The following is a 26,321-nucleotide window of genomic DNA, read 5'->3' as shown; positions in this document are numbered from 1 at the left end:
GTCTGATACGTCTGCCGGTATTGGTCCTTCCTCTTTGACGATAGTTTAGAGCCGCTGCTACTCAAAAATTGAAGCGTACCCCCAGTTCGACGCGGCGGGCTGCCTCGGCCGACAGGCGCTGCCCCAATGTTCCCGACGACAGAACCGTGTTTACTGCGGTGACATCGGTGTGGTTGAGCAGGTTCGCACTACGCGCATTGAAGTCCAGTGTGCGCGGATGATTCTTATCTTTCGGATTGAGAGCGAAGGAACGCTTTAGATTCATATCCAGATGCACGATCGCAGGCATAGTTCCCAGATTGCGCGGAACATTGCCGTTGACCGTGTTGATGGACAGCAAGCCGAATCGGGTGCTGTAGACGCCCTGGCCAATAACAGAAGCGTTGGTGGGCCGGTCATTAAAGCTGCCGTCACCGTTGTTGTCGGTCCCTGAGGTGATGTTATAGGGATGACCGGCAGCCGCATCGAACTGACCTGAAAGCTCGAGCGCAAATGGGAGATTGAGGTTTCCAATTGCGCCGACGCGGTGCGGACTCAGCCAGTCGGCGCGTGCAGACTCTCCTTGATCGCTGTAGCTCGATTGAGGGCTCGGAACGCCATTGCCTCCATCCGACTTGAAGTGGTAATGCACATACCAGGCGGAAAAGCCAAAACGTTTGTAACTATGCTGGCTCATTGAAAACCACATGGACTGGCCACCGAGATGCCCTGAATTCTGATATTGCAGGATGTTCTCATCGGGTGTGATAGGCCGTGGGGCGCGCAGCGCCGAGGTCGGATCGACAGAGCATTCCATGCAGTTCGTAATCATAGGAGCATTAATATTCCGGATGCGAACGGTGTTCGAATCCTGGCCCCAGTAAAAACCCAGCGCCGCATGCCAGTGATGGTCGAAATCGTGGTCCACGCTGGCGTTTGCGGCAAAGGTCAACACCTGCATGAGTGAAGAGCGCGGGAATTGATTCACGGTGTTGATCTCGACCGAGCCGGCGACAGGGCTAAGGGGACTGTCGTAGTCGGGGGAGTAGACAGTCGTCTGTCGCTGCCGGATGCCATTCAGTCGATAGACCTCGGTCGCATAGCTTGGACTGAGCACATGACTGAACAGTCCGGCCCGCAAATGAAAAACCCATGTCTCCTTCTTATCGGCAGCCCATCCGAGACCGACACGAGGCCCAAAATTGGCAAAGTTGCTAGGCGTTGTCTGGAAGGAATAGCGTAGTCCGGCAGAAAGGGTCAGCCGCGGCGCCAGCTTTACCTCGTCCTGTGCGTACCATCCCAATTGCCACTGGGTGAGAGGAACCACCGGCGTTCCGCTAGTAACTTGGTAGGTTGTCGGTGTGCCGCCCGGCAGATGCAGCAACGCGCGACGATACTGGTTGATGGGAGTAAGGGTTTCCGTCTCGCCGGTCGGGTTGTTGTTTACATCGAGGACAGGTCCACTCCCCCCGCCGAACACGTAAGCGCCATTGAAGGTGTTGGGATCATAGTCGTGGATGAAGATGCCCAGCGCCTGTAGGCCGACCTTCAATTCGTGCTTGCCGTGGGTAAACGTCAGATCGTCATCGATTTCAAGGTCGCGTTCCCGGCTGTTCAGGTAACCCGCCGTTGAACCGCCGCCCGTGAAAAAGCCTGCGACTTGAAGCGACGGAGTGGTTGATTGAGGGGTCTGTTCCGTGCGTTTCCATGTATATCCGATGCGAGTCTGATGGAGAGCATTGGCACTCAGCGTCTGCGTATTGGTCAGCCGCAGATCGTACTCACTCACCAGGCTGGAATAGCCTGCTTCGGCAAGCGTAAGACCGCCCACTCCCTGGCCTGAGAGGTTGTTGACATTGGAGGAAAATGAAAGCGCTGCGACATCCTTTGGCGTGACCTGCCAATCCACACGCCCAGACGCGATCCAAAGTCTCTGCGGAGCGGGAATGGATTGCTGCAGGGGCGTGAGATTGCCGTTGGCATCGAGAGTCTTCGCGTTAACGACGTTGAATTCATCGATGTCCCTCTTTTCAAGTGCCAGGGCAAAGCCGCTCTTCTTCGAGAGGATGGGACCTGTAAGTTCGAATCCGTATCGCTGCTTGCCGGCAGGAGTTGCCGTTACCGAAAATGGATCGTTCGCGTTGAAGATGCTGTTGCTATCGGTGAAGAACAGCGCGCCATGCAGGTTGTCTGCCCCGGGTTTCGTCAGGATCTCGATTTGGGCCCCACCGAAAGGAGGAAATTGATATTCGGCTGAAAACAGATCGGGTGCAACGCGAATCGAGGCAATAGAACCCTTGGGAGGGAGTGCGCTCCCGTTTTGAAATCCATCGACCCGGATCATGGCGGAACCCGGATCTCCACCGGAAATCGAAGCCAAAGCCTGCAATTCCCGGAGGAAGTCATCCGGATCGTCCGCGAGTTGCTGCACCTGTTGAGTGTTCAAGGCGATTGTTCCCATTCCGTGTCCGCCATCTACAGCAGTCGCATCCTCTTGTGCCTGCACATCTGTTTCGACGGATGCAACCGCCAGTTGCAGATTGATCTGGGCAATTCCACCCAATGGACGTTCGAGGGGAGCTGAGCCGGGGGCAAAACCATCTGCCTGTGCGGTGATCGTAGTTGATGTTGCCCGAACGCATGGCAGCACGTAATGTCCGTTAGCATCTGTCATGGAACTCTCACCGCCGTTCTCCCGCACTCGAACGCCGGGAATGACGGCACCTGTGGGATCGGTGATAGTCCCTTCAATACGGATACCGTTGGCGCACTGGCCCTGCGCCAACGATAAGGTCATATTCAGCATTCCTCCGACAACCGCCAGAACCTGCAACTTTGCCCACATGCGTAGTTTCGACCTCCAACTAAGGGCAACTTTCTCAGAAGAAGAGGCATGAGCGTGTTTCCTTGCAGCCGTTAGACGCAAAATGCAGAGAATCGACCTGAGGTTCAGGGAGAGATGGGCATCCCTATGGACATCTGATGGACGGCTAGACGGCGGCTTGACTGCTGAGGGGTAACCTGCAAACCGCGTTTCCAGCCGATTCGCGAACGCTTCGCAAGCAAAACAGATAGGCATTTCCCGACAACAATTGAGCGATGAGCAAACTTCGGTCCGCGCATTGGCACCTATTCCGATTGGCATAACAGCCCGTTTCTTATCTTCGGCTGCCATCCTCCTGGGTGCCTGCGAATCAACGCGTTAGGGTCGAAATCTGTGGTTCGTAATCGGAAACCAAGGATGCTCAGTTGTCATTGCGCGCTTTGACAGCGAAAGCTCGCAAGAAATGGTGTTGCGTAAAAGCATCAAATGGTCGACAGCCTTTCCGCAACAGGCAATACGCCGCGAGCAACCCCCTGCTAAGTCCTAATGATTTCAATCATCTCCATCATTTTCTCGGAGGAGGTTTCCGTCGTCAGAAACCAAACATGAGAAACTCTGGACTTCTCAGGCACATAGGGATAAATAATTCGCACCGGGCAATCAGCAAATCGATGCGCGACTTTCCAGGGTATTGCAAGCGAGGCGACTGCCGGTTTCGAAAGCAATTCATCATGACGCATGAAGAAGAACTCGCCAGAATCCACGCCCCAGTCCTCAGCATCGGTCGATACATCTTTGAAACCCGTCGGCTCCCAAGAGTCGGGCAATCATGGAAAGTAGATGCCGAAGTCGTCGTTCCAGGTGGTTCTCAGGGCACAGCACCATCCCTGCTTGAGTTTTCCTTTGATGTCGTCATTGACTCCAGACTGCTAACAACTGCCAACGCCCTTGCACGCAGTATGCAGTCCACAGGCGTGCCCACATGGCTTCGAAGTGTCGGTTCGATTGCAATCGGCATCAAAGGATCTGCCCCGCAGACGTTCCGAACAAATATCGACGATCTTCGGATGCTGGTCAAACGTCTGGATCATATGTTCGACGAGGGCCGTTCGAAGCCTGACGAGAAGTGGGTGCTCGCTTATCTCAGCCTTTATTGGGCTCCCCTCCTTCCAGCAAAAAAATCCAAGGACTATTACTTAGGGGAGGTACATGGGCTGCGCATAGCGCTGGACTTCTTCGATACGAGGTATCCCAAGCTCAGCGATGGAGATGAACGCATCCTTATGGGAATCGTTTTTATCGCATTGGCCGGAGTCGGCGCTGAGCGCTACCTCGACCATACCCCGCGACTGGGTAATGATCGATTCGCAGAAATATCGTCAACGATTCCAAGCAGCATCTGCAGCCATCGGCCGATGCCTTTTGAAATTGATACCGAGGAAGTCGCAAGCCTGGCAGAGATCGACAGAACGGATTCCGATAGCGAAGGCGAGGATTCTATCGCCACTCGCTCGGAATTTGAGAAAGCGGTCGGCTACTACATTGGACCAGATCAGAGCCCTGACTTTTACGATGGTCTTCTCCATGGCTTGTATCTAAGCCTGCAGGTCGTAATGGTGTTTCACGACACCATTCTCTCCAATCCCGATTCCACGATGCAAATTTGGGAGGAGACTCTTCTCCGCTTCTGCGGCATCGCGGCAAGGCACAGATTGTCTTGTTCCTAAATGGACAAGTATCGGATCGCGCGAACTTAGCTGTGAGAGGCCGTGGCTTTCTGCAGAGATCCGGCAAGCTAGTCGCGCCACCGGTGCCGCAGCGCGCTCACAAGCGCATCCTCATCTATGACGGCATGCCGGTTCTCCCAACATACGAGACTCTGAATTCCTCTGGCACTCGTAAACGCCACGATGAGTTGCTGGAAATCTTGCCCCGGCTGAGCGGACGTTTTCTCTGTTCTTCTGAGAAAACCGATCTACCTGCCTCATTCTGTTCTGTAATATCGAGCAGCTGAGCCTTCCCTCAAAATCACCCAGGAACCTCCCTTTGCCCTTCCCCGGCGTTCCGGTTGGAAAACGCGGGCGCTGGAGTTTTTGCCGCGAGAAAGGGATTGTGACAACCTGCCTTACCGGGAAGACGTTGAACCAACCCTTTCCCTTGAAACCGGCCGTGAGATGGTTGGAGCGTATCTCGCAGTTCTCGCATGAGTACATCGCATACAAGATCGCCAAATTTGTCCGGCACACCTTTAAGGTCGAAACCATTCAGGAATTTGGAATCAATCATCCTGCGCCGATTGTTCGTGAATTGCGCCAGCAAGCTTCCAAGAAGAAGTCCGACAGCGATTCCACCACTTATTCGGACAGCCCCTTTTCCGGATCAGACAACGATCTCGTGTGAATTCTCGTTCCAGCACAAACTTCTTAAACAATCAAGAATCATGGCATTTTTGTTGCGTATTCGCACCGAACTCATGAAAAAGCTAGGCAAATCTTTGATTTTGCCCAGTAATCGTGAAGGCCTTACAAATACAAGACTTTTGCAACCGAAAGGTGCATTTGCTGCGGATACGCAACAGCACTTTCGAATCGGTCAGACTTTGCGTCTTCGATCTCTAGTCTCCGGCCAGCGCGGACTCGCGCTGCAAAGGAGAATTCGCAATGTCGAAGATCGTTCGCAATTTTGCTCTCACCCTCACCTTGGCAGTCCTTGCATTCCCGGTCGGCCAAGCCGTAGCACAATCCAGCACCCCATCGCCCTCTACGGGCTCGTCCACAAGCAGCAGCGGCTCCTCGACCGATCCAGGATCCGGGGTCGTAACTGGCACCGATCCTGAACCTGATTACATCGGGATCGTTCTTGCTCTAATTGGTTTGGCATAGAATCAATCCATGTCAGCGCATTAAAGGGCGAGGCCGCCCGCCGGAGGGCAACCGGTGACTCCAACTCAACTCGAGCTTGTCCTCTGGCTGGCCGGCTTCCTCGGCCACTCCACATTGTTGTTTGTGCTTGTCAGACGGCGGCGGGTCAAAATGTTTCCGCTGTTCACCGCGCTCATCATCTTCAACTTGATCAAATCAGCCATCTTGTTCTTTGTGCATCGCCATACGAACAAAGATCAGTATCTTGTTGTGTATTTCTGGTTTGCACAGGTCGATTACCTGCTGCAGCTCGCTGTGGTTTCCGAAATCGCCTGGCACGTCTTTTGTCCCACGGGGACGTGGGCGCCTGATACGCGAAAGGGAGCCTTTGCGCTTGTCATTGCGAGCTTTGTCTTTGCCAGCGTGCTGGCTGTCACGCCGATTCCGCCCGAGCAGAAATTTCTCAAATTTCTGCTCGATCGCGAAAACGTGTTTTCTTCAGCCGTGGTGTGCGAATTGTTCGTAGGTATGATCGTGCTTTCGGTCACAGCGAATCTGCCTTGGAAGACCCATGCGGCCAGAATCGCGCAAGGCCTCGGTTTCTATTCCCTGATCGGCTTATTGACCGAATCGGGTCACAACGTCACCGGGATGAAACGCAGCGCCGCGCTGTCTCACGAACTGACCATGCTTCGGGAAATTACCTACCTGATCTGCTTAGGATATTGGATTGTCACACTATGGGCCAACGCTCCTGCTCCGCTTGAACTCTCCCCAGAAATGCGACAGTTGCTCTTTACGGTCCAGAGAATTCTGGACTACGATCTTCGAAGGCGTCGGCTGCTCAGGAAATGATCACAATTCGCGTTCTGTATTTTTTTATCGCGCTTGCTGTCTTGCTTGTGGTTCTATTCGTGACCGGAGGAATCTACTATCTCCGCGCGCGTCGTCGAAAAAAGTATCCATACGGCCGCTGGGAAGACATTCTGAAACGGCTGACCATCGTCGACCACGACTGTATCGAGCTCATCGCTCGCGACTTCGAAGACAACTCCGCAGAGAGAGAAGCTGGTCTCGACCGTTCAGAAATTTGCGAGATGCTGGATGGAATGAAAGGTCTGGAGGAACTGGAAAGGAACTGCGACGTGCTCGTCGATCTTGTGTTCTATGTTCAGCAGTGGTATCCAGAAGCTTTAGTCATCACCGAACAGATGCGCCAGAGCGCGCGCGAAATTCGATGGCATATAGAGGAGCTGAAGGGAGCACAGAAAACAGGCCGGTTCGACGAATGGTTCCCCGATTATGCGCAGAGGATCGTCGCCAAATACTATCGAATGACCAAGCAGGTGCTCACCTTATATGAGCAAGGCGGTTTTCCAGGAGCTGCCGAACTGCAACGGGCCCTTTAGGTTCTTGTGTATCCCTTCAGGCACAGAGGCTACGTCGGGTGATGGTCCACGAAACGGTTCCAAGGACCTCAACATCCTTCCGGTATCTCCAGCGTCTTTCTCCTTCCTCCTGAGAAACAGGAGAGAGCATATGTGGGACTAGCCGCAGCCATTCCTCTCGTCTGTCCAGCTCACAGAATCCGCAATGATACCCACGCCGCGTGAACAGAAAATAGATGGGACGATCAAACTGGTTCGTCCACTGTTTTCTCTTGGCGATGGCTCTGCGTTGCGTATCGATAAGAACACTCGACCCAGGATGAATCATCGGCTCCATCGTGTGATCCTTGAGACCGATGACTCCCCGTCGAAAATGCGGCGGCAGAATTCCCTGGTCATGAGGCAGCAATATGGTCTCATCAGGAGTTGGATCGGTGGCAAGTTTATCCGGAAGCCAGATCTTCGCATGCTCTTCCATTGGGCCCTGAGCCAGAAGCATCGTTACGTTTGAACTGGCGACTTGTTCAAAATAGGCTGCGCTTTCACTGGTTCCGGGACAGAGAGCAAGCATCTGTTCGATGCTGAGATTGTAGATATAAGCAAGAACGATCAGCTTCGTTGCCGACAATCCGCGGTTCTCATTTTCAATTCGATCCAGCCAACTGTGGGATATCCTGTAGCCGGAGTGGCCCCACTGTTCCGCGAGCTTGTAGCTTCGCTCTTCCACCTGCCGGAGTGTCAGCCCCATACGATTTCGAGCTACACGAAGTTGCTCACCGATACCCACCATGCCTGTCCTCCTCGATGCTTGCGAAGCCCTGTAAAGAACCTTCTCCGCTCTCCACAGACTCGACGCTCTTCGAGTCTTAACCAGCCGCAGAGATTGCCAAGACCGGTCGAGCGCAGCAACCAGGCAAAAACCCGTACAGCTTGCTGCTAGCGGCCGAAATCGAACCGGAGTCGCCAAACTCTATATATCGTTCTGGACGTGGCATCGGAACAGCTATTTTCGGCTGATACTGTCTCGGAGACAGAAATGACGGTCGCACACAGCATGACACCTGCCAGACGGCAGGACAATAGAAAGAGAGACGCAAAAGGCGACATAAGAAGCCCCGCAACCCTATGTAGGAAGGAAGGATAACGACTTCGAGTGAAGCAGCGGTAAAATCGGGCGCGACGATAGGTTCCAAAAACAGGATCGGCTTGCGATCCCACCAAGCTTCTAAGTAACAGAATACAAATTATTTATCCAGTATCATCGCCGCCCGGATATCCGTCTTGGAAAAATCATTTCCTTTGAAAAGGAGCGGAAGGTTCCGTGTTTTTGCGAGGGCATAGGCGGCGCAATCAATGATGTTAAGTTGTGCAGGGTGCCCTCGCCCTTTCCCAAATTTGCTATAAGCCTCGTATGCGTCGCTGGCGAGCTGCCCGTCGAATGGTTCGACGACGAATCCTGCCCGGTCCATCAAGGTGTCAAATGTCACGATCGCGTCTGGTCCGAGACGCGACGACAAGACGATACGAGTCTCCAATACAGTCACCGCTGAAATCAGGCGCAGCGGCGCAAGCTTCATCGTTTTGCGGTATAAGAGGCCATCGTGCTCATTCGCTATGGCTGCGACGATCGCCGATGTATCAATGACCATCAGTGAGGCAGACCGTCCGGGCCGTAGCCGAGAATCTCATCGGAAGAACGGTCATCGAGAACCGGCATGCTGGCTAACTTTTCAAATAAAGCATCCACTTCGTCTGTTGCAATCGCCGCGGACTGCCGCGTCACCCGTATCAGACGTTCCTCGATGGCTCGTACAACAGCAGTATCCAAATCCTCGCCCGTAGCGGCGGCCAGCTCAGAGGCGAGGTCACTTGCTTTGGCGGAATGGAGTTCGAGAGACATATCACCCAACCTTGTCTCTCTACTTTACCGCTAGCAACGCTGCTGATCAATCAGTACAGATCAAATCTGGAGGCCCTTCGGATACAGGATATCTACCGCATTGGACTATGACCTTTCGCCGAGTTTATTGATATCGTTCTTGCTTCGTGAAGGCTCCAGAAAATTTCGCGTCCGCTCCTGGCCGTCTGCGAAGGCGACGTTCAAGAAGTGCTAGAGTGCCCGATTCCACCGGTCTTCCCGCGGGCCCAAGGGGCCTGTGAAGTAGCGCAGGCCACGGCGTCTTCACGGAATTGCGGATGCGATTAAGGAGACTGGGCACTCGCAGCGCCCGAGAGACGCCACGATTCGACGGCACATTAATATGAAGGACCGCCGACCTAAATCATGGTGAAGCTTGCCATGCGTCGTCTCCACCGGCTGCCGGCTTGGGCCGGTTTTGCGAGGGGTATCTTCAAGCCTTGCTCGATCTCGACTGTTCTCAGACCCGGCGACGGAAACCGAATGATTCTCACCTGGTAAGAGCCCAGACGACGAATTCTAAGGCATCTGTCTAGCCACAAGACGCGCTCCTGCACGCCATGTCGGGAAATGCGTCTCAATTTTGAACAACATCCCGAATCCTAAATACAACTTGCTCTGTCTATTGGGGTATCGCGAGCATCTCGACCCGCAACAGGGAGGAGATCTCATTTTTCCAAAGCAGAATGGAGAAATTCCCGAATGTAGATCCCCGGAGTCATGAGCTATGAAGAGGAATCAATTCCCAGGCAGTTCGGAACCGACGCATCGTCGGCGTTATCAGTGGCCTCAAGAAGCGGAAAAACTCGTCCGGCAAAAACCCCGCCTCCATCCCTCGAACCTCATTGAACAGTTACAGCAGCTAACCGGCTATCCGCGCGATGCGTGTTGGAGGTTTGCTGCCAAGTACGGCGTGCGAAGGCCCACACATTATCGCCTTTGGACCGATGAGGAACAGCAGAAGGTTCTCGAGATGAGTGAGACCCGGCTGGTACCGGAAATAGCAAAACACTTCGGCGTCACTCCAAAGGCAATCTATCATGTGATCGCGCATCACCAACGTCAAGTATCCCGGCGCTCCGAGTGGTTCGGCTTGCATGCGATCGCCAAGTATCTCACTACCAAACCCGGCCGCGTCCGCTCCTGGATCGACTCCGGGAAACTGAGGTGCGTGATCGAACAGCATGGAATGCTTAAATATACGATGATCTCCGGAGCGGAGCTTGTTCGCTTCTGCAAGAGCAACAAAGATGAGTTGCTTCGCCAGCGCATACCCGAAAAGCGCATTCTGTTCTTGACGGACTACGTCGTCGCCGCGGACGTGTCAGACGATTATGGCGCTCGTTCCGACAAGTTGGAGAGAGAGGCCTTCGCACGAGGAGAGTACAAAAAGCTCTCTGCCGGCGAGTCATCAACATCCGATTTTGACGACGGGGAAGAAGACGAAACATAAAGGAACTCGCCCCGTTGGAGATGCTCTTTTCCATGGACTGATAGCAGTTCGAAGAGTAGGCCGGCCCTGGGATGCGTGGGGTTGCATCGCCGCTATTTGCATTTCGCACGGACCGATTTACAACTAGGATTGGTCCGTATGCGCGCGGATGGGAATCCCTCTTCTTGCTCGTGTTTCCATTTGAGCCGCGCGCCAGAGCCACTTGTGGTTTGAGCAAGGGTGATTCAGCGCTGAATCAAAAAGCAATGGTAGTCCAATATCTCTTGGATCTCTTGCCAAGACTCAAGTAATGCCATTGGCTATCTGGATTTTGGATAAGTCCAACGACTCTTGCTCACCGAAGGCTCGGAGGGAGTGACCGGAACGTTGCTTCCCAATTGCACCTCCATCCATCGGCGGTGCGCATGTTCTTTCCCGGCATGGTAGGCATCTCGTTCTGGAGTCCCGTGAGGAAACCGATAAGGAGTCCAAGTACCATCCATCATATATCTCACTACGTCGAGCATTCCCAATCTATATTCCTCGCTGTGAACCCCCTCCATCGTTCGGAGTTCCTGATCCACCGTCTGCTCGACTCGCGCTGGGAAGCCCTTGAATTTCTTCGTGTCAGGAATGAACGAGGCGACCCCAATCCAGTCCTCTCCTCTTCTGCGCGCTGTTCGATAGGCATCCAACTCCTCTCTTTTCGTGTGCGCTCCATAAATCCCACCGCCAAGTTCGATGTGCTCGCCGGTATCCGTATATTGACCAATAAATCGGACACGCCATCCCGGACCGTAGGCTAGAGGCTCAATAATGTAGTGAGAAGGTTTGAGGTCCCGGTGCGTCTCGAGCTTCGGAGAGCTCTTTCGTCGTTCGATGGAAGTCTTCTTCAATACCTTGTCCCGCATACCTACTGGACCTCATGGATAGAGATTCCCATCGGCCTCGATATTCGGCCCGAATGGGCCATATCCTGCTCCGTCGCCCTGGCGGATGCAAGCCATCGCTCCCATTGCACCGCTTTTTTGGGGGGCCGCGCTCAACAGGCTGATCTCTCCTCCGTCCGCATCGGAACTCGCGGCACGGCGCAAACGGTCTCAAATACTCTACTCGAAAGAAAGAAATTTTCCCAACAGGGAAAATTTACATTGCTATCTTGCTTCTTAGCCTTCCGTAATCGTGCCAGGCGTTCGCGGAAGGGAACCTAGAATTTTCAGAATGCATCCTAATACGATGTATTTCGTTGACAAATATACCGTATTACGTGTCAACGTGATCCACGCGACCGTAAACGCATCGCGTTTAGCACGATACCAGCGGCTGGTTCTGTCATCGGCGTCGCACGAATCATTCTCCCGGGAGCCACGTTGGATTCGATTTGTTCTCGTAAAAAGAAGCAACATTCACTCGACGTCCAAGAGCCCTACGGCCATGCGTATTGAAAGGTCAATGTCCGCACACGGATGGTTGGCAGAAGATACCCGAATACAGGAGCCGATCTATCGTCGCTCCGTTGGAAGATTGCGTAGGCTTAGGCTGACGGCTTCTTGCGGCCGATATGCTCTTTTCTCAGGCGTTCGGCTTCTGATATCAGTCTGCCAAGCTGCACGTCGAGCAGGGTTGCAAGATCATGCATGGTCCGCAACGTGGCGCTCTTCGTTCCCCTTTCCAGATCTCCTATGTAGCGAAGGCTATAGCCAGATGCAACTGCCAGATCCACCTGAGACATGCCTCGCTTGTCGCGCCAGGCGACCAGAACCAGCCCAAATGCCTGCTCCAAAGTTAACGACTCTTGCTTCCTTATTCTGGTCACAGAGCCATCTTTGCGGACACGCCAGAAGTGGGCAGGCACTATAGTGCTATGCTGTTCTGCCAGGAATGTTTACCGGAGTAAAACCATGAAAAGGAGACGGTTTTTCTAGTGGCTTACAGGAGACCTCTTGCCCTTTTAAGGAGTTCTTCCAACAGCACGCCATAGAAGACAGCGAAGATCTCCATCGTATCGAGCGTAGGACTCGCTTCGGCGCGCTCCGTCGCGCCGATCGCCCTCACACTCAGCCCAGTAGCTGCCGAAACGTCCGCCCGGTCCAGACCTCGCTCCTCCCTCAGAGTCCTGATGATCTGACCGAATGCTTTCCTCAGGTTTGGCGGTTTGGTCCCGCTGCGATCGGACATGCCTCCGATCATTTGGGATTGGCATCGGTAGCCGGAGGAACTATTGTGCCGACCTCATGTGGAACTATAGTGCTATAATGAATTGCCGTAATTTGGGCCCAGGAGTGAGGAGGGATTCTCTGTTTGTTGTCAGCGGGTATCCCCGTGCGTCCGCAGACACGAAACCTGACAGAAGTTTATCAGGAGGCTTGTATAACTATCGTCCTTGCAGAACGCGCGGAAGGAGGGAGAAAGCGGGTTGGCTATCGTTGACTTCCCACTAATTCGTGTAAACCGTCTTACCGATCAGCATCCGATGGTTTTGGGTTTTTCTCCAAAGCCCAGGCGATGAGGAATCTCACAGCGTCCTGTGGCGACTCGAAGCGATGAACAAACCGGTACTCTTTGATGCGGGCGTGAAGGTCTTTCTCCAATCGCAGGTGCATGATTGGATTTGTGGTCTTCCGCTGCTGGGGCGTTTTCTTGGTAGGCACCCCGAGATCATAAGAAGAACGCCCGATCAATGCTAATTTTGATCTTGCGATCTGATGATCGCATGATCTCATGGTTCGGCGCAGCAGGATCACTGCGGCATGGGCCAGTCAGAGAGCAGGCGGTGGTGGCTCATTGTCGAGAGCCCAGGCGAGGAGGTGGCGTGCAGCATCTTCTTTCTTTTCAAAGCGATTCGCAAATCGGTAGTCGATCAAACGCTGATATAGATCGGTATCGATGCGGAGGCGCAGGTAGGTCGTATCTTTCTTTTTCTTGGCGGGCTCTTTCTTATCGAGTTTCTTCTTGCCTGCATTGGGTCCGGTGGCTCGCACTCTTCGATCATAGAAAGAACCAGGGATCAGTTCTATTTTTGATCACAAGATCACTTGAGCACATACGATCAGATGATACGATGTATCAGAGTGTGACGAATTGTGACGATTTCGACAAACAAGTGCCTGTCAGCTGCATCCTAGGGCATAAACGATATGACGTGCGTCATCGGCGCGAGAGACTACGAGTTCTCAGATGCAGGCAATTCAACAACGAAAGATGTGCCGCCATCGACCCCAGCTTCGACGCAGACGCGGCCACGATGCAGATCCACGACTCGGCGCACAAAGGCCAATCCGAGACCGCGGCCATTGGATCTCACATCGTCCGGCTGATCACGACGGGAAGGTGTTCCATGCAGTTTTTCGAGAATATGGCCTGGGATACCAGAGCCTGTATCGGAAACGGATATGCGAATGTAGTCCTGCTGCTGCCCGACTTCGATGCCAACGAATCCAAGACGAGGGGTATTTTCGATCGCATTCAGGATCACATTCTGGAACGCACGGGAAAGGAGTTTCGCATCCCCCTGCACATAGCAGGGCATGGGAGGGGTCTGATAATCGAGTTCAATATTCTTCAGGTCTGCGTCCATCTCCAGTCTGTCTGCCACTTGCAGGACGAGAATATCCACCTGTGTCGGCTCAAGAACTGGCTCTGAACTGTCAAGATCGAGATGATCCACAATGCCGGATCGCAAACTCTCGACTTCGCGTAGCTCGCGACGGATTCCGTCGGCGATCTCAAGCAAGCGACCGTGATCGATAGCTTTATCGGCAGCCAGCGATTCCAGAACGAGACCATGTTGGCGGATGTGTTCTAGCGGCACCTTGAAATCATGGGCGAGATAAGTAAGCCAGTCATGTATTTGAGACGGAGGATGAGGAGAATTATCCATACAAGGCTGATCCTGAACTGTGGGGTTGTCGATATAGTGCCAGCGGTCGCGGATTCGTTTCGCTTGCCCATCGGAATGCTACTCCGTCCGAGGGCAAGATGACTACTTGCGAATGAATTACGCTGAGGAGACTGGAAGCGAGCACACAAACGTTTGACTTACAAAATAAGCCCGAAGACGAGGGCGGTTACAACCAGTAACCGCAAAAGAGCACTTAAGTTCGTATTTTGAAATGCTGATGAACAATGGTAATTTGCGAAGGTTTATTGATTTGAATATGGGCATTTCATGACTACAATTAAGGTCAAATACCGCTGCTTTGTTGACTCCCCCAGAAACTAACTATTGCGATTATGAAGTCTATTCTTCTTGTCGATGACGACACGTTTATGTGTGAGCGGCTTTGCGCTTTATTGGGACGCTTCAAGCTCCAGGTCGAAGCTGTGCATACCTTCGAGGAGGGTTATAGGAGGGCCTGTGATCGCGCCTATTCTCTCTACCTGATCGATCTGTGCATTGGAACGGATCACGGAATTCTGCTCATCAAACAATTGCGCGCGATGAAGATCATTGCACCGATTCTGGTTTGGAGTCAGCACGACCCTGCACAATTCGAGCCGAGAGCTCTCGATGCTGGTGCAGACGCTTTCATCGAGAAACGCACCGAGCCGGAGTGCCTGGTAAGTCGGATCAATGCTCATTTGCGCAGGGAAGAGTGGCGTGAAGGATGGAAGCCATCGTCGGAACGCAGAGTTCCAATTGGCCGCGCGGTTCTTGATCGCGAAGCGCATGCGATCGAGATTGATACCCGCGTCATCAAACTCACGAAGAAAGAGACCAGCATCCTCGATTTGCTAAGTAGCGATGCAAATCGCGTCTTCAATCCAGCCGATATCCTCAAGCAAATATGGGGACCCTCCTCACTGCAAACTGAGGAGGCCGTCCACTCCGTGATTAAACGACTGCGCAAGAAACTGGACGAGGAGTGCGGGCTGTCCGGGCTGATTGAGAATTATCACGGGAGAGGATTCAAGCTGCGAAAGCAGGCTCTCCTTGAGCTCTCGCTGCTCTAACTGAATACCGTCAATGAATGCCTTTCTTTTGCCAAAATTGACGGCAATTCTGGTCGTGGCATGACCGTATCGCCGCGCATTCTGTTTTACAGCCGGGTCTCTTCTGTGCGTAGTAGTGAGCAAGAGGAGAATTCAGCAGCTTGCGCCTTCCGGCCCCATTTTCCAAAGTCAAGACCCCCGAGGAAGTCTTTGTCGAGCACTATGACTGGCTTGTAAAGTGGTCTCTCCAGTTCAGTGAGCAGTTCCCCGAAGATGCGAACGACCTCGTCCATGACCTCTATCTCCTGCTCGTTCGCTCCCGACCGAGAATTGATACTTCTAATGAAGACCGTGTGCGTGGATACCTTTACACCATGCTCCATAACCTCGCGATTTCAAAAGCGAGACGCAGTGGTCATGACCCTCTTTCCGCACTCTCCATCGTTGATTATGACTCGGTAGAATACGGCATCGCAGCCGTCGACCGAAGTGAATTGATTTTCGTGCGCAGCGATCTGGCACGAATCAGCGAATACGCAATACGCCGCAAAGAAACCTCCCGGGCCGCGTGCGTGCTCATCCTCCGATTCTTTCTCTCCTATTTCCCGAGTGAAATCGTAAAACTTCTTAGGGCGACCACGCGCGTAGCTGTCGAGAACCATCTGCGGGTAGCGCGTATCGAAGCTCGCGCCTATCTGAAAAAACCACAATCTCTCCGCTTTCTAGGTTTCGATGTTACCCCCTCTCCTGCCCCTGCGCTGTTGCCAGATAATCCGGAATCCCTGTTTTTCGAACTCCGCAGACGCCTCTTCGAAAACAACGTCGGTGCATGTCTTTCCAATGCAGCCATCGAATCCTGGTATGAGCCCATTTCCGTCTCCGTGGAGATACCGGAACTCGCCCACATCGTAGGTTGTCCTCGCTGCCTGGACAAACTCAATCGCGTTCTCGGCTTACCGCCTCTCGCAGAGCGCTTCCCGGGCGATTCGATAGACCGGGACTCAGGAGGGCAGCCGCCGGCATCCTCAGGTGGCGGCATCACAGAAGACGCTGCCCTGAAACGCAAAGAGCGCAACACCTACGAGCACCAGCCTCGCAAGCTCCAGATTGCGGTAGACGGGGAGATCCGTGCTGCCCAGCGCGTGTCCCTCACTCATAATGAGCTGCAGATCAAACTAAATCCGTTACGGAAACCCTCTTTTCTTGAGGTGTTCAGCGAACAAGGTGTCCGGCTTCTCTATCTCCAACTCGACAACTCCGTGCCGAATCTCTCTGCCCCCACAGCCACGATGGCAGAGCTGAGCGACGGTCGTTCCGTCGAAATGGAATTTAGTCTCGCTCGCGGCGCGGCGGTAGCAAGCGCCATCTATTACGATCCGTACGTTCCGGAGCTTCTCTCAGAAGAAGGCGCAGATCCGCAAGAACAGAGGTCGCTGGAGGATGGTTCTTTAACTCTGCCAGAACGGAATGCAGCCGGCGGCCAACTCAGTCTTGGAATCCGGCGCGTTCGTTCCTTGCTGTCCCAACTGCGATTTCTGGTGCCGGTTGGTCTCGGCATCGCATTGGCAGGATTTTTCTTCTTTTTCCTGCAAAATCTCCTCAAGAAACCAACCTCAGCGGTCCATGATCCGGTGAAAACGGCAGGGGGACTCATTGCCCAGTTCGAGTCGCAGCGCCGAGCAGCCATTTTGAATGGCGGAGCGATTCATAGCACCTACTCACTTGAAACCGTATCTTCCAAGGGCAAGGTTCTCGACACAGAAACCATAGAGCAATGGAGCAGTATTCAGCCGCGTCGCTCAGCCATCCGATTGACAAACTCCAGGGGTGTTCTCCTGGCGGGCCGTTGGCGCCCAGAGAAAGGCAAGGTCCTTACTTACGCGAAGGATCGTTCCTCAGTCAGGCGTCGGCCCCCCAGCACAGGCACACCCAATCTACAAGAGGTATGGGAACTGGTACCCGGTGACGAGGCTGTGCCGGTCTGGACAAACTTTGCGGCGGAGGCCAGCATTGCGCGTCGCGCGAATGAATATGTGATTCATTACGAGAGGCCTGCGAATCATTCAGAACGAGGGATCGTTCGTGCGGACCTCGTCTTCGATCTCGCTGCAACGCGGCCAATCCGACAGGATCTCGTACTTAGTGATGGCGGTACCACTAGAGAGTACCGCTTCCAGGAGTTGACATACGACGTTCTGCCGGCGGATCAGCTGCATGACAGCGACTTCGAACCGCCAGCTGAACTGGGAGATCTTCGTTCCGATCTAAGCCCATCCACAACCCTTCGTGGCAACAATGCTCTCCTCACGCTTTCCGCACTAGAAATTCTTGAACGGTTTGGGCCTGACATTTCCGATGCACTCGATCTTGAACGGCTCCCGGATGGACGAGTGCAGGTCAGCGGCGTTGTCGGCACCCCCCAACAGAAGACCACTGTTTCAGAGGCACTGATGTCTCTGGGGGCAAGCGATCGATTAAAGGTCGCAATACACTCGTCCGACGAACCGTTCACGGCTGCCGCAAACCCCCAGTCAATTCGAGTGGAATCCACTGCGCCAATATCCGTCGCGGATACGCGTATTCCATTGGATTCGGAATTGCGTGAAGCTTTTGTGTCCCAGGGCCTTGCGGGCAATGATCTCGAGTCGCACATCCGTGACGTCGCAAGCGCCGCTGTAAGTGACAGCTCCAGACTTCACCGGGACGCTTGGCTACTTCAGCAGATCGCCGCGGAAGACTTCAACATTAGAGTTCTGCAGAAACTTCGACGTAGTGATCAACGTCGTTGGATCGTACTGCTTGATCATCATGTTCGCTCGCTCGACCAGCACCTTGTTGTCTTGTCCCGCGATCTCTTCTTCCTGCCTGCCCCCTCTTCCTCCCCGACTGGACCACTCCTTCCCCTTGACAATGCTGCCGAACTCGCAGAAGAGTCGCAAGACCTGAGGCACGATTGCAAGCAGATGGAAAGATTGCTCATGGCCGGATTGACCCTCGCCCCGCCCGGTTCCACGTCGGCAGCTTCGGTGACTGAACTCGCGGAGTTGCTGGCCCAGATCAAAACCCGAGAGAGGGTCGTAAGCGCCACGGTCGAGCACCTTGCGACGAATCCCTGAGGCCCTGAGGCCGACGTTCAACACCGTCTGAATCACTGACTGATTTTCACCGGATCGAGGTATCTTACTATGCGTGTCTTTGCTTTGCTTCGTTTGCAGCATGCCTTCTGGGTCGCACTTCTTTTCCCGTTCCTGACTACCTGTTGTGCGCTTCATGCCGATACCAGTTCGGCAAGCCTGTCTGTGCGCGTCGAGGACAGCTCTCACGCGGTCATTCCGGACGCGACGGTGATCCTCCGTAATGTCGCCACTGGCCAAAAACAGCAATTCGTTAGCTCTGAGACAGGTGATGCCCGGTTCGCGTTTCTTCAGCCGGGACAATATTCTTTGCTTGTTCAGAAAGCCGGCTTTGCCGAGATCTCCATCAGCAACGTTGTCCTCAATGTCGGAGACAATCGCCAGTTGCCGGTTGTTATGAAAGTCGGCAAAGAAGCCCAGACTGTAACCGTCGACGCCAGCGGCCCAACAATGAACACAACCGATGGATCAGTGAGTACAGTCATCGATAGGCAGACCGTTGCCAATATTCCTTTGAATGGGCGGAGCTTCCAAGATCTCATCTCAATGACTCCCGGAGTAGTAACAGCGAGCCCACAAACGAACAGCTCAACCCCGGGCAGCAATGGAGACTTTAGTGTCAATGGCCAGCGCACAGAAGCAAACTACTACATGGTCGACGGTGTAGCCGCCAATGTCAGCGCCGGGCCTAGCACAGCCAATGGCTATGGGGCTGCTGGCGTCATGGCCGGGACTTCCGCCCTTGGAACAACTCAGAGTCTGCTCTCTGTAGATGCCCTTCAAGAATTTCGTGTCGAAAGTTCCTCGTACTCGGCTGAGTACGGGCGTTCGCCGGGAGGCCAACTAACGTTTGCTACGCGATCGGGGACAACGAATTTCCATGGCAGCGCCTACGACTATCTCCGCAACGGGTGGTTCGACGCTAATGACTGGTTCAACAATCAATTGAAGCAGCCTAAGCAACAGCTTCACATGAATGATTTTGGTGGCACCCTTGGAGGGCCTGTAAGGCTCTGGCCTTTATATCCAGGAGAGAACAAGACATTCTTCTTTGGCTCCTATGAAGGGCTGCGTATGACGCAACCAGTGGCCGCATCTATCCTGTACGTCCCAGACATATATATGCGCCAGCAGGCCGCGTCCGCTATTCAACCTCTGCTGAATGCCTTTCCGAAACCGAATACAAATGGAATTGATTACGGCAGTGCAATGGCACCGAACTTGGCGCAATTTTTTCAGGGCTATTCTGTTCCGGGTAGCATCGATTCTACAAGCGTTAGACTCGACCACACATTTACATCAGGCCTGTCTGCGTTCTTCCGCTTTGCTGACACGCCGAGTTCTACGGACTCAAGATCATCCTCCATCGTTACATCTGGGAAGATGAATACCCAGATGTACACGTTTGGGACAACATACTCCCTGACGGCATCTATAACGGATCAGTTTCGTCTCGGCTACAGCAACAGCGATTCTGCAAGCAAAAGTGTGATTGACTCGTTCGGTGGTGCGACACCTGTAGATTTGGCAAACGTCATGGGAAGTTCTGCCGGGGTGACCGGGCAAGATCAGAGAGCGCAATTACTGATAACGATCACAGGCGCTGGAACGGCTTCGCTCAATACTCCAGTGGCAAGCGTAAATCAGAGGCAGTGGAATCTGACCGACAGCATTGATGTGGAGCACCGCAGCCAGCATTGGAAGTTCGGTGCGGATTTCAGACGAATCAATAGTTTGCAGACACCGCAGCCGATCATTACATTGGCGAGCTTTACGAGCTTCAACAGCATACGCGACAACCGAGCAGACAGCGCTACATACCTCACTTATACTCCCGTTCGCCCTATCATTAACCAATTCGCTCTTTACTTTCAGGACGATTGGCGGATCAATTCACGCTTGTCTATCTCTGGTGGCCTACGCTGGGAACTAGCTCCTCCACCTCATAACGGAACCAATCCACAACCGTACACACTTGCTGGGACTCTTGGCGATCCGAAGTCTCTGACACTTGCCCCGGCAGGTACCCCACTATGGCACACAGCATGGTACAGTTTTGCACCTCGCCTTGGAATGGCATGGCAAGCGCACAATACAAACAACTGGGCGACTGTGGTTCGTATTGGAGGAGGCGTCTTCTTCGACACTAGTAACCAAGCGGCTATACCGACCTTCTCGGCGTTTGGTTATAGTGCCTCGACGACATACTCCTACATCCCACTGCCATTTACGCAAGCACAGCAGACGGCGACGGTCAAACTTAGTCCACCCTTCACCAATATTTATCTCTTTCCAACTCGGCTTCAGCTTCCCTACACACTCGAATGGAACACAAGTGTTGAGCAGCAACTAGGCGTAGAGAATATGGCGACTATCACATATGTGGGTTCTGAAGGAAGGAGACTGCCCGGCAAGCAACAACTGTCCCTTGCTTCGCTCAATAGTTCATTAGGGACCGTCTATTACCTTCAAAGCCTCACGTCTGATTACAACGCACTACAGGCGAAGTTCCAACGCAGCCTCGGCAAAGGATTGAACGCACTCATTGCCTATACATGGGCCCATTCCGTCGACTATGGATCAAACTTCGCAGCACTTCCTCTCACAAGAGGTAATTCTGATTTTGACGTTCGCAATAGTTTTCAGGGCGGATTAACCTGGCAGCTTCCTAACTCTAAGCGGTCGACGCTGTTTACGCAGCTATTCCATGATTGGGCCATTGATGGGCGCCTAATTGCTCGCTCAGGCTATCCCATTACTCTTCAGGGGAATACCTTGACAGACCCAGCCACCGGAAGTCGATACATGACCAATGTCGATCTGGTACCAAGCAATCCGCTCTATCTCTATGGCAGTCGATATCCAGGTGGGCGTGCGCTGAATCGCGCCGCATTTTCTCTCCCTATCGGTACTAATCCCGGAAATGCGCCAAGAAACTTTGTACGCGGGTTTGGAGAAACTCAGGTGAATTTTGCAGTAAGGAAAGACATTCAGCTGGTGGAACGGCTTCACCTACAGTTTCGCGCAGAAGCCTTCAATATTTTCAATCACCCGAATTTCGGCTATGTCGATCCCGCACTCGCCGATGCAACTTTTGGACAGGCAACTCAGATGCTCAACCGTAGTTTGGGTACAGTTGCCTCGCAATACCAACAAGGCGGCCCCCGTTCCATGCAGTTTTCGCTTCGTCTCTCCTTCTGAACGAGGTTCTCATAGAAATGCCAGCCATCGGTCTGCATTTCTGCACGTAAAGTTTTGGAGATAACACTGTGCCGTCTCGCTTATTCAGTCGACTGGATTTCTTGTGTTTCTTGAGTGTAGTTTGCTTGAGCGTTGTACTCCCACGCGCGCAAGCAAAGCAGCTGCTTACACCTCAGGCATGTACTGAGCTTCACTACGTTGCCCAAGGGGGCGATACCGATCGCTCTCGTATGGCAATAAGTCCGGATGGCCGCAAGATCGCATATGTTCTGCAGGTTCCTGACGTTTCTGCGAATGAGAACAACGAGGATCTATATGTCACAGGGCTTCAACATGGACCAAAGATGCAGCCTGCGGTGTTGGTTGCCTCAAATCGCACTATAGAAGCGATCCACTGGTTCCCAGACAATAGACATCTCGCTGCGCTGTTACGCCATGGGCAAAGGATCGTTCTTACTGAGATAGACAGCATCGCCAAAACTCAAGCGGTTATTTGGCAGGCAGATAACGACATCACGGATTATTCGATGGATTCCTCTGGTCGGACTATCGCGATAGGTGTAAGGATCGCGCCACACGTAGAGCATCCGTCTGAAGCGTCGCGTGATAGCAAGAGAGGTTATCGCCTCGACCGCTCGTCTATCAGTCATTCTGAAGGTTCCAGACGCCGAATTTATATCCTGCGTCATGCCGACAACGATCATTGGGTCGTATCGTCGCCCATCAAGGTTGTGTCGCCGTTATCCGGAAAGACGATTGATAACATACTCGACAACCACTCACTATCCATCAATCTTTCCCCCAATGGCCGTATGCTTCTGCTGGACACTACGGAAAGGTTCTTAGACATTCGCAAAGAAGGTGGATGGCAAGAGAGTCATCTGGCGAAATATGTGTGGGAACGTGGTGGCGCAAATGTGTACGTCAGTTATTTGTATGATCTTGAGACCGGACAAACCTCTATGCCGCTGGAGTCACCATATAGTTTCAAAGCACTATGGGCGCAGGACAGTAGGTCCTACATGCAGGTGGCGCTTGCACCAGTCGGGAGTGAATGGGAACGTTTGGACCTAGCAAAGAACACTCCAACCGAACATATGACCCATCTATTTTCGGTCGAAGTCAGTACTGGAATGGTGAGCGAAGTACTCAGTCGCGCAGAAAAGCTACCTGTTGCCTGGACACGATCAGGAGAGGTCATCGTCAGGAATCCATCTGGTACGTTGACAACGTTTAGGAAAACATTAGACCGGTGGATACCAACAGACACGAAGAGCATTGTCCCAGCAGGAGGCGCGACATATAGTGCCTTCGTATCCGATGGGGATCACGCGGTTATGGAATATCAAGATGCGCGAACCGCACCGGAGCTTGTTGCTTGGGATTTGAAATCTGGGCAATCATGGGTAATCGTGAAACTCAATCCCCAAATTGAAAACTTTACATTGCCCAAAACAGAAAGGATCAGTTGGACTACAGCGACTGGCTACACGGCAGAGGGTCTCTTGCTCCTACCGCCTGACTACGACCCCCATAGACGCTACCCTTTGGCCATCGAAAATGGTTCAATTCTATACTCGGGAGAATTTGTTTGCGATTCAGGAGTAAACCATGTTCCAGCCTTCACACGAGGCATTCTTGCAGACGCAGGGGTGATGTACCTTATGAGGTATTGGCCAGGAATTGATGATTGGAAGACAAACTACTATTCAAAGGGTCTTCCTGGAGGGATATCTGAGGCCGCGTTCCAGCAAGATCTCGTTGAGAGTGCAGTGAAATATTTGGACCAACGAAAAATGATCGATCCAACAAGGTTAGGACTGATCGGATTTAGCCGTGGAGGTTGGTATGTCGACTACATGTTAGTACATTCAGCAATTCCGTTTGCTGTGGCATCAACGTATGACAACGTCCAATATTCTCTAGGTGAATATTGGTATATGAACAACGAACGAACTGCCCGCCAATGGGCGGCTATGTATGGTGGCCCCCCGTACGGCAAGAGCCTGAAGAATTGGCTTGACTATTCCATTTCCTTTAATCTGGACAAGGTTCATACACCGCTGCTGATGGAGATTATGGGCTACGGAAAGAAGTACGACGACCCCGACTCGCCGCCAGACAATCTAGCGATGCACAATGAGGTCTTTGTTGGATTGAGTGAACTTCACAAGCCCGTCGAATACTACTACTATCCTAATGAGGGTCATCAGCCCGATCATCCTGAGGCCCGTATCGCGAGCTTGCAGCGGAACGTCGATTGGTTCCTATTCTGGTTGCAGGGATATGAGCGCACAGACCCCCGAGATGCCGATCAATACAAGCGCTGGGAACAATTGCGGTCTCTGAGAAAAGCAAATCAATCAGGAAGCGTGAAGGGAACCGAGGCTCAGTAGTTAACGATCAATCTTCCGACAAACGACGCAAACAACAGAATTTGGATATTCAGATATCGTTAGTGGGCAGTTGCTGGTGCTGCTAATTGACCTCAAGGCATATCCAACAACTGCCCACAGAAACGTCACGCGGGTTACTCGTCGCTACGATAGGCGGCGTTTGTAGACTCGCTGGACGAATTGTCGGACCCTATCGGTTGCTTGCCACCCATAATTACGGATGACGCCTTCTTCACATTGAGTACTTCTGGTTTGGTGTATTTCATTGTAGTGCTCCTTCGTGTTGGATTTTCCACGCGTAACAACATCGTGTCAGGAAGCTATAACGCGGGAACTTGCTCTGCGGCCACCATCTCGCCAACAGGATTCCGAATTAATTCCACTTCTACTCTTGAAATTTGCGCGATATCGCAGCCACGTCTCCAGCCATGCGAATCGTAAGAGTAATCCCCACCAATGAGTCGTATTGCCTCGGACTGTTTCGGTTAGCGCCCTTTCGATGCACGTTTTGTCTATGTATCCGTACTCCGCTAGGAGTGAGGTTCTTAGATTCATAAGTAGTTGCGGTGCTAGTTGACTGATGTTCCTGAGGCGACTTGCGAGCAGATATGCCTTGCGGCGGCGTTCCAGAATCTCCTCTGGGACAATCCCCCGTAAAGCAAGCCGCATCAATGCGCGCCGCCGACCGGGCTGAGCTAGTTGATCCGTCGGGACTTGTAGAAGGAATTCGAGAAAATCTCGATCAAGGTACGGATAACGATATTCATAGCGGTAGACTTCGCTCGGCTTCAAGTGCGGCTGGTTCCGTAGGGCGAACCACCACGTCAGACTCTGTTCTGCCGTGACAGATCGTACACTGAAGGGCTTGAAATGAGCTAAGGGAAGCTCACTAAAGGCTGCCTTGACATGCTGACTTGCCATCTTCGTCAGCCAAGGGACACATGTTGTAGAGGATTCGATTTGCGATGAGTCCAAATGGCATCTCACAAATGACACGGTTTGGCTGAGTAGTTGAACAAGCGATAACCTAAGAGCGAGGCACCAAGCAATGGCATCTTTTGCTCCAGCAAAGAATCTCCCCGCGAGTACCAGATCTGCAATTTCTGCAGAAGGATTGAGAATTCCGCCGGTGAATTCATCTCCGCCTATTCCCGAAAGGATTGCCCGATAACCTCCTGCCCCAATTAGAGAATAGATATCGCGGTCGCGCCTGATGTGACTATGTTCGATGCCCGGGTATAGGTACTGAGCTGCGTTATCGGGGAATCTTTCAAAGGACGTCGGGTACAGAGACGTATCCAGGTGGAACCCCTGGCGACCTCGCTTTGCTTCGACCAAAGTGAAGTAGGGCCGTTCATTCCAGGTCGGTTCAGAGTCATCAAAGAACGACAGAGTGTCAAGTGGTTCATTCACATCACTAGAGCATTTGCGCAGGCGGTCGGCAACACACACGATGGAAGTCGAATCCATCCCTCCGCTGAGCTGGGCTAGCACGGGTGCGCCTGCACTGGTACGTCGTGCCACCGATTGTTCAAACAGATGGAGAAACTCCGCCTTAAGATCGTCTGCAGACCTGAAAGACCTTTGCCGCTGTACTGTGGGTGACCAAAACTGTGTTCTTATCGTTTCCAGGGAAGACACTTTCACAAAGTGGCCCGGGAGAACAGCCTCTATCTGTCGATATGGAGTTCGCCCATAGCATGGCAGCATAGCGAGATACGCGGTCATGTAGACGGGGTCTAGGTGCTCAAAAAGATCGTTTCCAATGTATGAATCTAGATAGGTCGCCCATTTTACGGTACCGAGGGCGTTGTGAGTGTAGTGGAGTAGTCTGGTACCTGCATGATCGCGCGCCAAGTAGAGCTTGCGTATTCGGGAATCCCAGAGCACCAATGCCCAGTCACCGATTAGACGCACAAAGCACCCTTCACCCCAACGCTCATACGCGCGCAGAATGATCTCAGAGTCGGATGTTTCTTCGTCACAAAGGCCAAGCTCACTGGCGAGGTCACGGTAATTGTCCAGTCGACCGTCATAGACAAGTACATTCCCTATGGCGTCCCGTACCGGCTGTGCCTCGAGCCTAGAACGTGCGTGAGTGTACTGCGCCTGAATCCCGAACGCGATCTCGGAAGTGATCTCGAACCATTCTCCGTCAGAAGCAAACCGCCGGGTATGCTCTGCCATCGCTTCCAGCTCTTCTCGCTGGACCGCTGGTCCGCCGGGACGCCATATGCCGAAAAGGATATTCATAGA

At 52.9% G+C, this 26,321-nt stretch carries 21 protein-coding genes and 1 pseudogene; 10 read left to right on the top strand and 12 right to left on the bottom strand.

The genetic code is table 11. The features are described 5' to 3' along the window. Positions 1-61: 61 nt before the first annotated feature. Positions 62-2,824 (bottom strand): TonB-dependent receptor, encoded by a 2,763-nt coding sequence (locus tag AC5S16_RS14170; RefSeq protein ID WP_493930730.1) that lies wholly within the window; start codon positions 2,822-2,824, stop codon positions 62-64. Between the two features lie 710 nt (positions 2,825-3,534). Here AC5S16_RS14170 and AC5S16_RS14165 point away from each other — a divergent pair. Both AC5S16_RS14165 and AC5S16_RS14160 read left to right on the top strand, forming a co-directional pair. Next, positions 3,535-4,530 (top strand): hypothetical protein, encoded by a 996-nt coding sequence (locus AC5S16_RS14165; RefSeq protein ID WP_493930729.1) that lies wholly within the window; start codon positions 3,535-3,537, stop codon positions 4,528-4,530. 442 nt (positions 4,531-4,972) lie between these two features. Continuing rightward, the gene (locus AC5S16_RS14160) at positions 4,973-5,203 is read left to right on the top strand and encodes a hypothetical protein (RefSeq protein WP_493930728.1); all 231 of its coding nucleotides are present in this window, start codon (positions 4,973-4,975) and stop codon (positions 5,201-5,203) included. 214 nt (positions 5,204-5,417) lie between these two features. On the opposite strand, the gene AC5S16_RS14155 is transcribed toward AC5S16_RS14160, so the two are convergent. After that, a complete protein-coding gene (locus AC5S16_RS14155) occupies positions 5,418-5,630 on the bottom strand; it encodes a hypothetical protein (RefSeq protein WP_493930727.1) in 213 nt (70 codons plus the stop codon). Between the two features lie 109 nt (positions 5,631-5,739). Here AC5S16_RS14155 and AC5S16_RS14150 point away from each other — a divergent pair, with 109 nt between their 5' ends. Together AC5S16_RS14150 and AC5S16_RS14145 are read left to right on the top strand one after the other, a co-directional pair. Next, entirely contained in the window at positions 5,740-6,519 is a 780-nt protein-coding gene (locus AC5S16_RS14150; protein WP_493930726.1) for a hypothetical protein, read from the top strand. Then, positions 6,516-7,073, top strand: a complete 558-nt coding sequence (locus AC5S16_RS14145; RefSeq protein WP_493930725.1) for a hypothetical protein — start codon at positions 6,516-6,518, stop codon at positions 7,071-7,073. Before AC5S16_RS14150 ends, AC5S16_RS14145 begins: the two co-directional genes overlap by 4 nt. A gap of 16 nt (positions 7,074-7,089) precedes the next feature. Here AC5S16_RS14145 and AC5S16_RS14140 read toward each other — a convergent pair whose 3' ends face one another. The 3 genes from AC5S16_RS14140 to AC5S16_RS14130 all read right to left on the bottom strand — a co-directional run bounded on the left by AC5S16_RS14140 (position 7,090) and on the right by AC5S16_RS14130 (position 8,952). Then, positions 7,090-7,842, bottom strand: a complete 753-nt coding sequence (locus tag AC5S16_RS14140) for a helix-turn-helix domain-containing protein (protein ID WP_493930724.1) — start codon at positions 7,840-7,842, stop codon at positions 7,090-7,092. Positions 7,843-8,296: 454 nt separating this feature from the next. Further along, positions 8,297-8,701 carry a type II toxin-antitoxin system VapC family toxin gene (locus AC5S16_RS14135; protein ID WP_493930723.1) on the bottom strand — a complete coding sequence of 135 codons (405 nt, stop codon included), beginning with the start codon at positions 8,699-8,701 and terminating at the stop codon, positions 8,297-8,299. Continuing rightward, positions 8,701-8,952, bottom strand: coding sequence for a type II toxin-antitoxin system VapB family antitoxin (locus tag AC5S16_RS14130; protein ID WP_493930722.1), 252 nt, complete (start codon positions 8,950-8,952; stop codon positions 8,701-8,703). The genes AC5S16_RS14135 and AC5S16_RS14130 overlap by 1 nt, the downstream gene beginning before the upstream one ends. Before the next feature lie 745 nt (positions 8,953-9,697). Here AC5S16_RS14130 and AC5S16_RS14125 point away from each other — a divergent pair. Then, positions 9,698-10,423, top strand: coding sequence for a hypothetical protein (locus AC5S16_RS14125; RefSeq protein ID WP_493930721.1), 726 nt, complete (start codon positions 9,698-9,700; stop codon positions 10,421-10,423). Between the two features lie 299 nt (positions 10,424-10,722). On the opposite strand, the gene AC5S16_RS14120 is transcribed toward AC5S16_RS14125, so the two are convergent. The 6 genes from AC5S16_RS14120 to AC5S16_RS14095 form a co-directional block, all read right to left on the bottom strand. After that, entirely contained in the window at positions 10,723-11,313 is a 591-nt protein-coding gene (locus AC5S16_RS14120; protein WP_493930720.1) for a hypothetical protein, read from the bottom strand. A gap of 12 nt (positions 11,314-11,325) precedes the next feature. Further along, a complete protein-coding gene (locus tag AC5S16_RS14115) occupies positions 11,326-11,496 on the bottom strand; it encodes a hypothetical protein (protein WP_493930719.1) in 171 nt (56 codons plus the stop codon). A gap of 440 nt (positions 11,497-11,936) precedes the next feature. Next, on the bottom strand, positions 11,937-12,185 hold the full coding sequence (locus AC5S16_RS14110) for a helix-turn-helix domain-containing protein (RefSeq protein ID WP_493930718.1): 249 nt from the start codon (positions 12,183-12,185) through the stop codon (positions 11,937-11,939). 146 nt (positions 12,186-12,331) lie between these two features. Next, a complete protein-coding gene (locus AC5S16_RS14105) occupies positions 12,332-12,580 on the bottom strand; it encodes a helix-turn-helix domain-containing protein (RefSeq protein WP_493930717.1) in 249 nt (82 codons plus the stop codon). Positions 12,581-13,161: 581 nt separating this feature from the next. After that, positions 13,162-13,383 carry a hypothetical protein gene (locus tag AC5S16_RS14100; RefSeq protein ID WP_493930716.1) on the bottom strand — a complete coding sequence of 74 codons (222 nt, stop codon included), beginning with the start codon at positions 13,381-13,383 and terminating at the stop codon, positions 13,162-13,164. A 182-nt stretch (positions 13,384-13,565) separates the two neighbouring features. Then, positions 13,566-14,282, bottom strand: coding sequence for a sensor histidine kinase (locus tag AC5S16_RS14095; protein ID WP_493930715.1), 717 nt, complete (start codon positions 14,280-14,282; stop codon positions 13,566-13,568). Positions 14,283-14,635: 353 nt separating this feature from the next. On the opposite strand from AC5S16_RS14095, the gene AC5S16_RS14090 reads away from it, so the two are divergent. From AC5S16_RS14090 to AC5S16_RS14070, 5 genes and pseudogenes are all read left to right on the top strand, one after another. Beyond that, a complete protein-coding gene (locus tag AC5S16_RS14090) occupies positions 14,636-15,355 on the top strand; it encodes a response regulator transcription factor (RefSeq protein WP_493930714.1) in 720 nt (239 codons plus the stop codon). Between the two features lie 140 nt (positions 15,356-15,495). After that, positions 15,496-15,687, top strand: a pseudogene (locus AC5S16_RS14085) (hypothetical protein); the annotation flags it as partial. A gap of 150 nt (positions 15,688-15,837) precedes the next feature. Next, positions 15,838-18,450, top strand: coding sequence for a hypothetical protein (locus AC5S16_RS14080; protein ID WP_493930948.1), 2,613 nt, complete (start codon positions 15,838-15,840; stop codon positions 18,448-18,450). Between the two features lie 69 nt (positions 18,451-18,519). Beyond that, positions 18,520-21,669, top strand: a complete 3,150-nt coding sequence (locus tag AC5S16_RS14075) for a TonB-dependent receptor (protein WP_493930713.1) — start codon at positions 18,520-18,522, stop codon at positions 21,667-21,669. 125 nt (positions 21,670-21,794) lie between these two features. Beyond that, positions 21,795-24,065, top strand: coding sequence for a prolyl oligopeptidase family serine peptidase (locus tag AC5S16_RS14070; RefSeq protein WP_493930712.1), 2,271 nt, complete (start codon positions 21,795-21,797; stop codon positions 24,063-24,065). A 312-nt stretch (positions 24,066-24,377) separates the two neighbouring features. Here the strand turns inward: AC5S16_RS14070 and AC5S16_RS14065 are convergent, their stop codons facing one another. After that, positions 24,378-26,318, bottom strand: coding sequence for an asparagine synthetase B family protein (locus tag AC5S16_RS14065; RefSeq protein ID WP_493930711.1), 1,941 nt, complete (start codon positions 26,316-26,318; stop codon positions 24,378-24,380). Positions 26,319-26,321: the final 3 nt, after the last annotated feature.

The organism is Acidobacterium sp. FHG110202_01 (assembly GCF_059115305.1).
This window is presented reverse-complemented; position numbering and strand designations above follow the sequence as displayed.

Excerpts from the sequence above, each read along its gene's own strand:
- AC5S16_RS14170 (WP_493930730.1), bottom strand. The coding sequence starts at position 2,824 with ATGTGGGCAAAGTTGCAGGTTCTGGCGGTTGTCGGAGGAATGCTGAAT.
- AC5S16_RS14165 (WP_493930729.1), top strand. The coding sequence starts at position 3,535 with ATGACGCATGAAGAAGAACTCGCCAGAATCCACGCCCCAGTCCTCAGC.
- AC5S16_RS14145 (WP_493930725.1), top strand. The coding sequence starts at position 6,516 with ATGATCACAATTCGCGTTCTGTATTTTTTTATCGCGCTTGCTGTCTTG.
- AC5S16_RS14140 (WP_493930724.1), bottom strand. The coding sequence starts at position 7,842 with ATGGTGGGTATCGGTGAGCAACTTCGTGTAGCTCGAAATCGTATGGGG.
- AC5S16_RS14135 (WP_493930723.1), bottom strand. The coding sequence starts at position 8,701 with ATGGTCATTGATACATCGGCGATCGTCGCAGCCATAGCGAATGAGCAC.
- AC5S16_RS14130 (WP_493930722.1), bottom strand. The coding sequence starts at position 8,952 with ATGTCTCTCGAACTCCATTCCGCCAAAGCAAGTGACCTCGCCTCTGAG.
- AC5S16_RS14125 (WP_493930721.1), top strand. The coding sequence starts at position 9,698 with ATGAAGAGGAATCAATTCCCAGGCAGTTCGGAACCGACGCATCGTCGG.
- AC5S16_RS14120 (WP_493930720.1), bottom strand. The coding sequence starts at position 11,313 with ATGCGGGACAAGGTATTGAAGAAGACTTCCATCGAACGACGAAAGAGC.
- AC5S16_RS14105 (WP_493930717.1), bottom strand. The coding sequence starts at position 12,580 with ATGTCCGATCGCAGCGGGACCAAACCGCCAAACCTGAGGAAAGCATTC.
- AC5S16_RS14095 (WP_493930715.1), bottom strand. The coding sequence starts at position 14,282 with ATGGATAATTCTCCTCATCCTCCGTCTCAAATACATGACTGGCTTACT.
- AC5S16_RS14090 (WP_493930714.1), top strand. The coding sequence starts at position 14,636 with ATGAAGTCTATTCTTCTTGTCGATGACGACACGTTTATGTGTGAGCGG.
- AC5S16_RS14075 (WP_493930713.1), top strand. The coding sequence starts at position 18,520 with ATGCGTGTCTTTGCTTTGCTTCGTTTGCAGCATGCCTTCTGGGTCGCA.
- AC5S16_RS14065 (WP_493930711.1), bottom strand. The coding sequence starts at position 26,318 with ATGAATATCCTTTTCGGCATATGGCGTCCCGGCGGACCAGCGGTCCAG.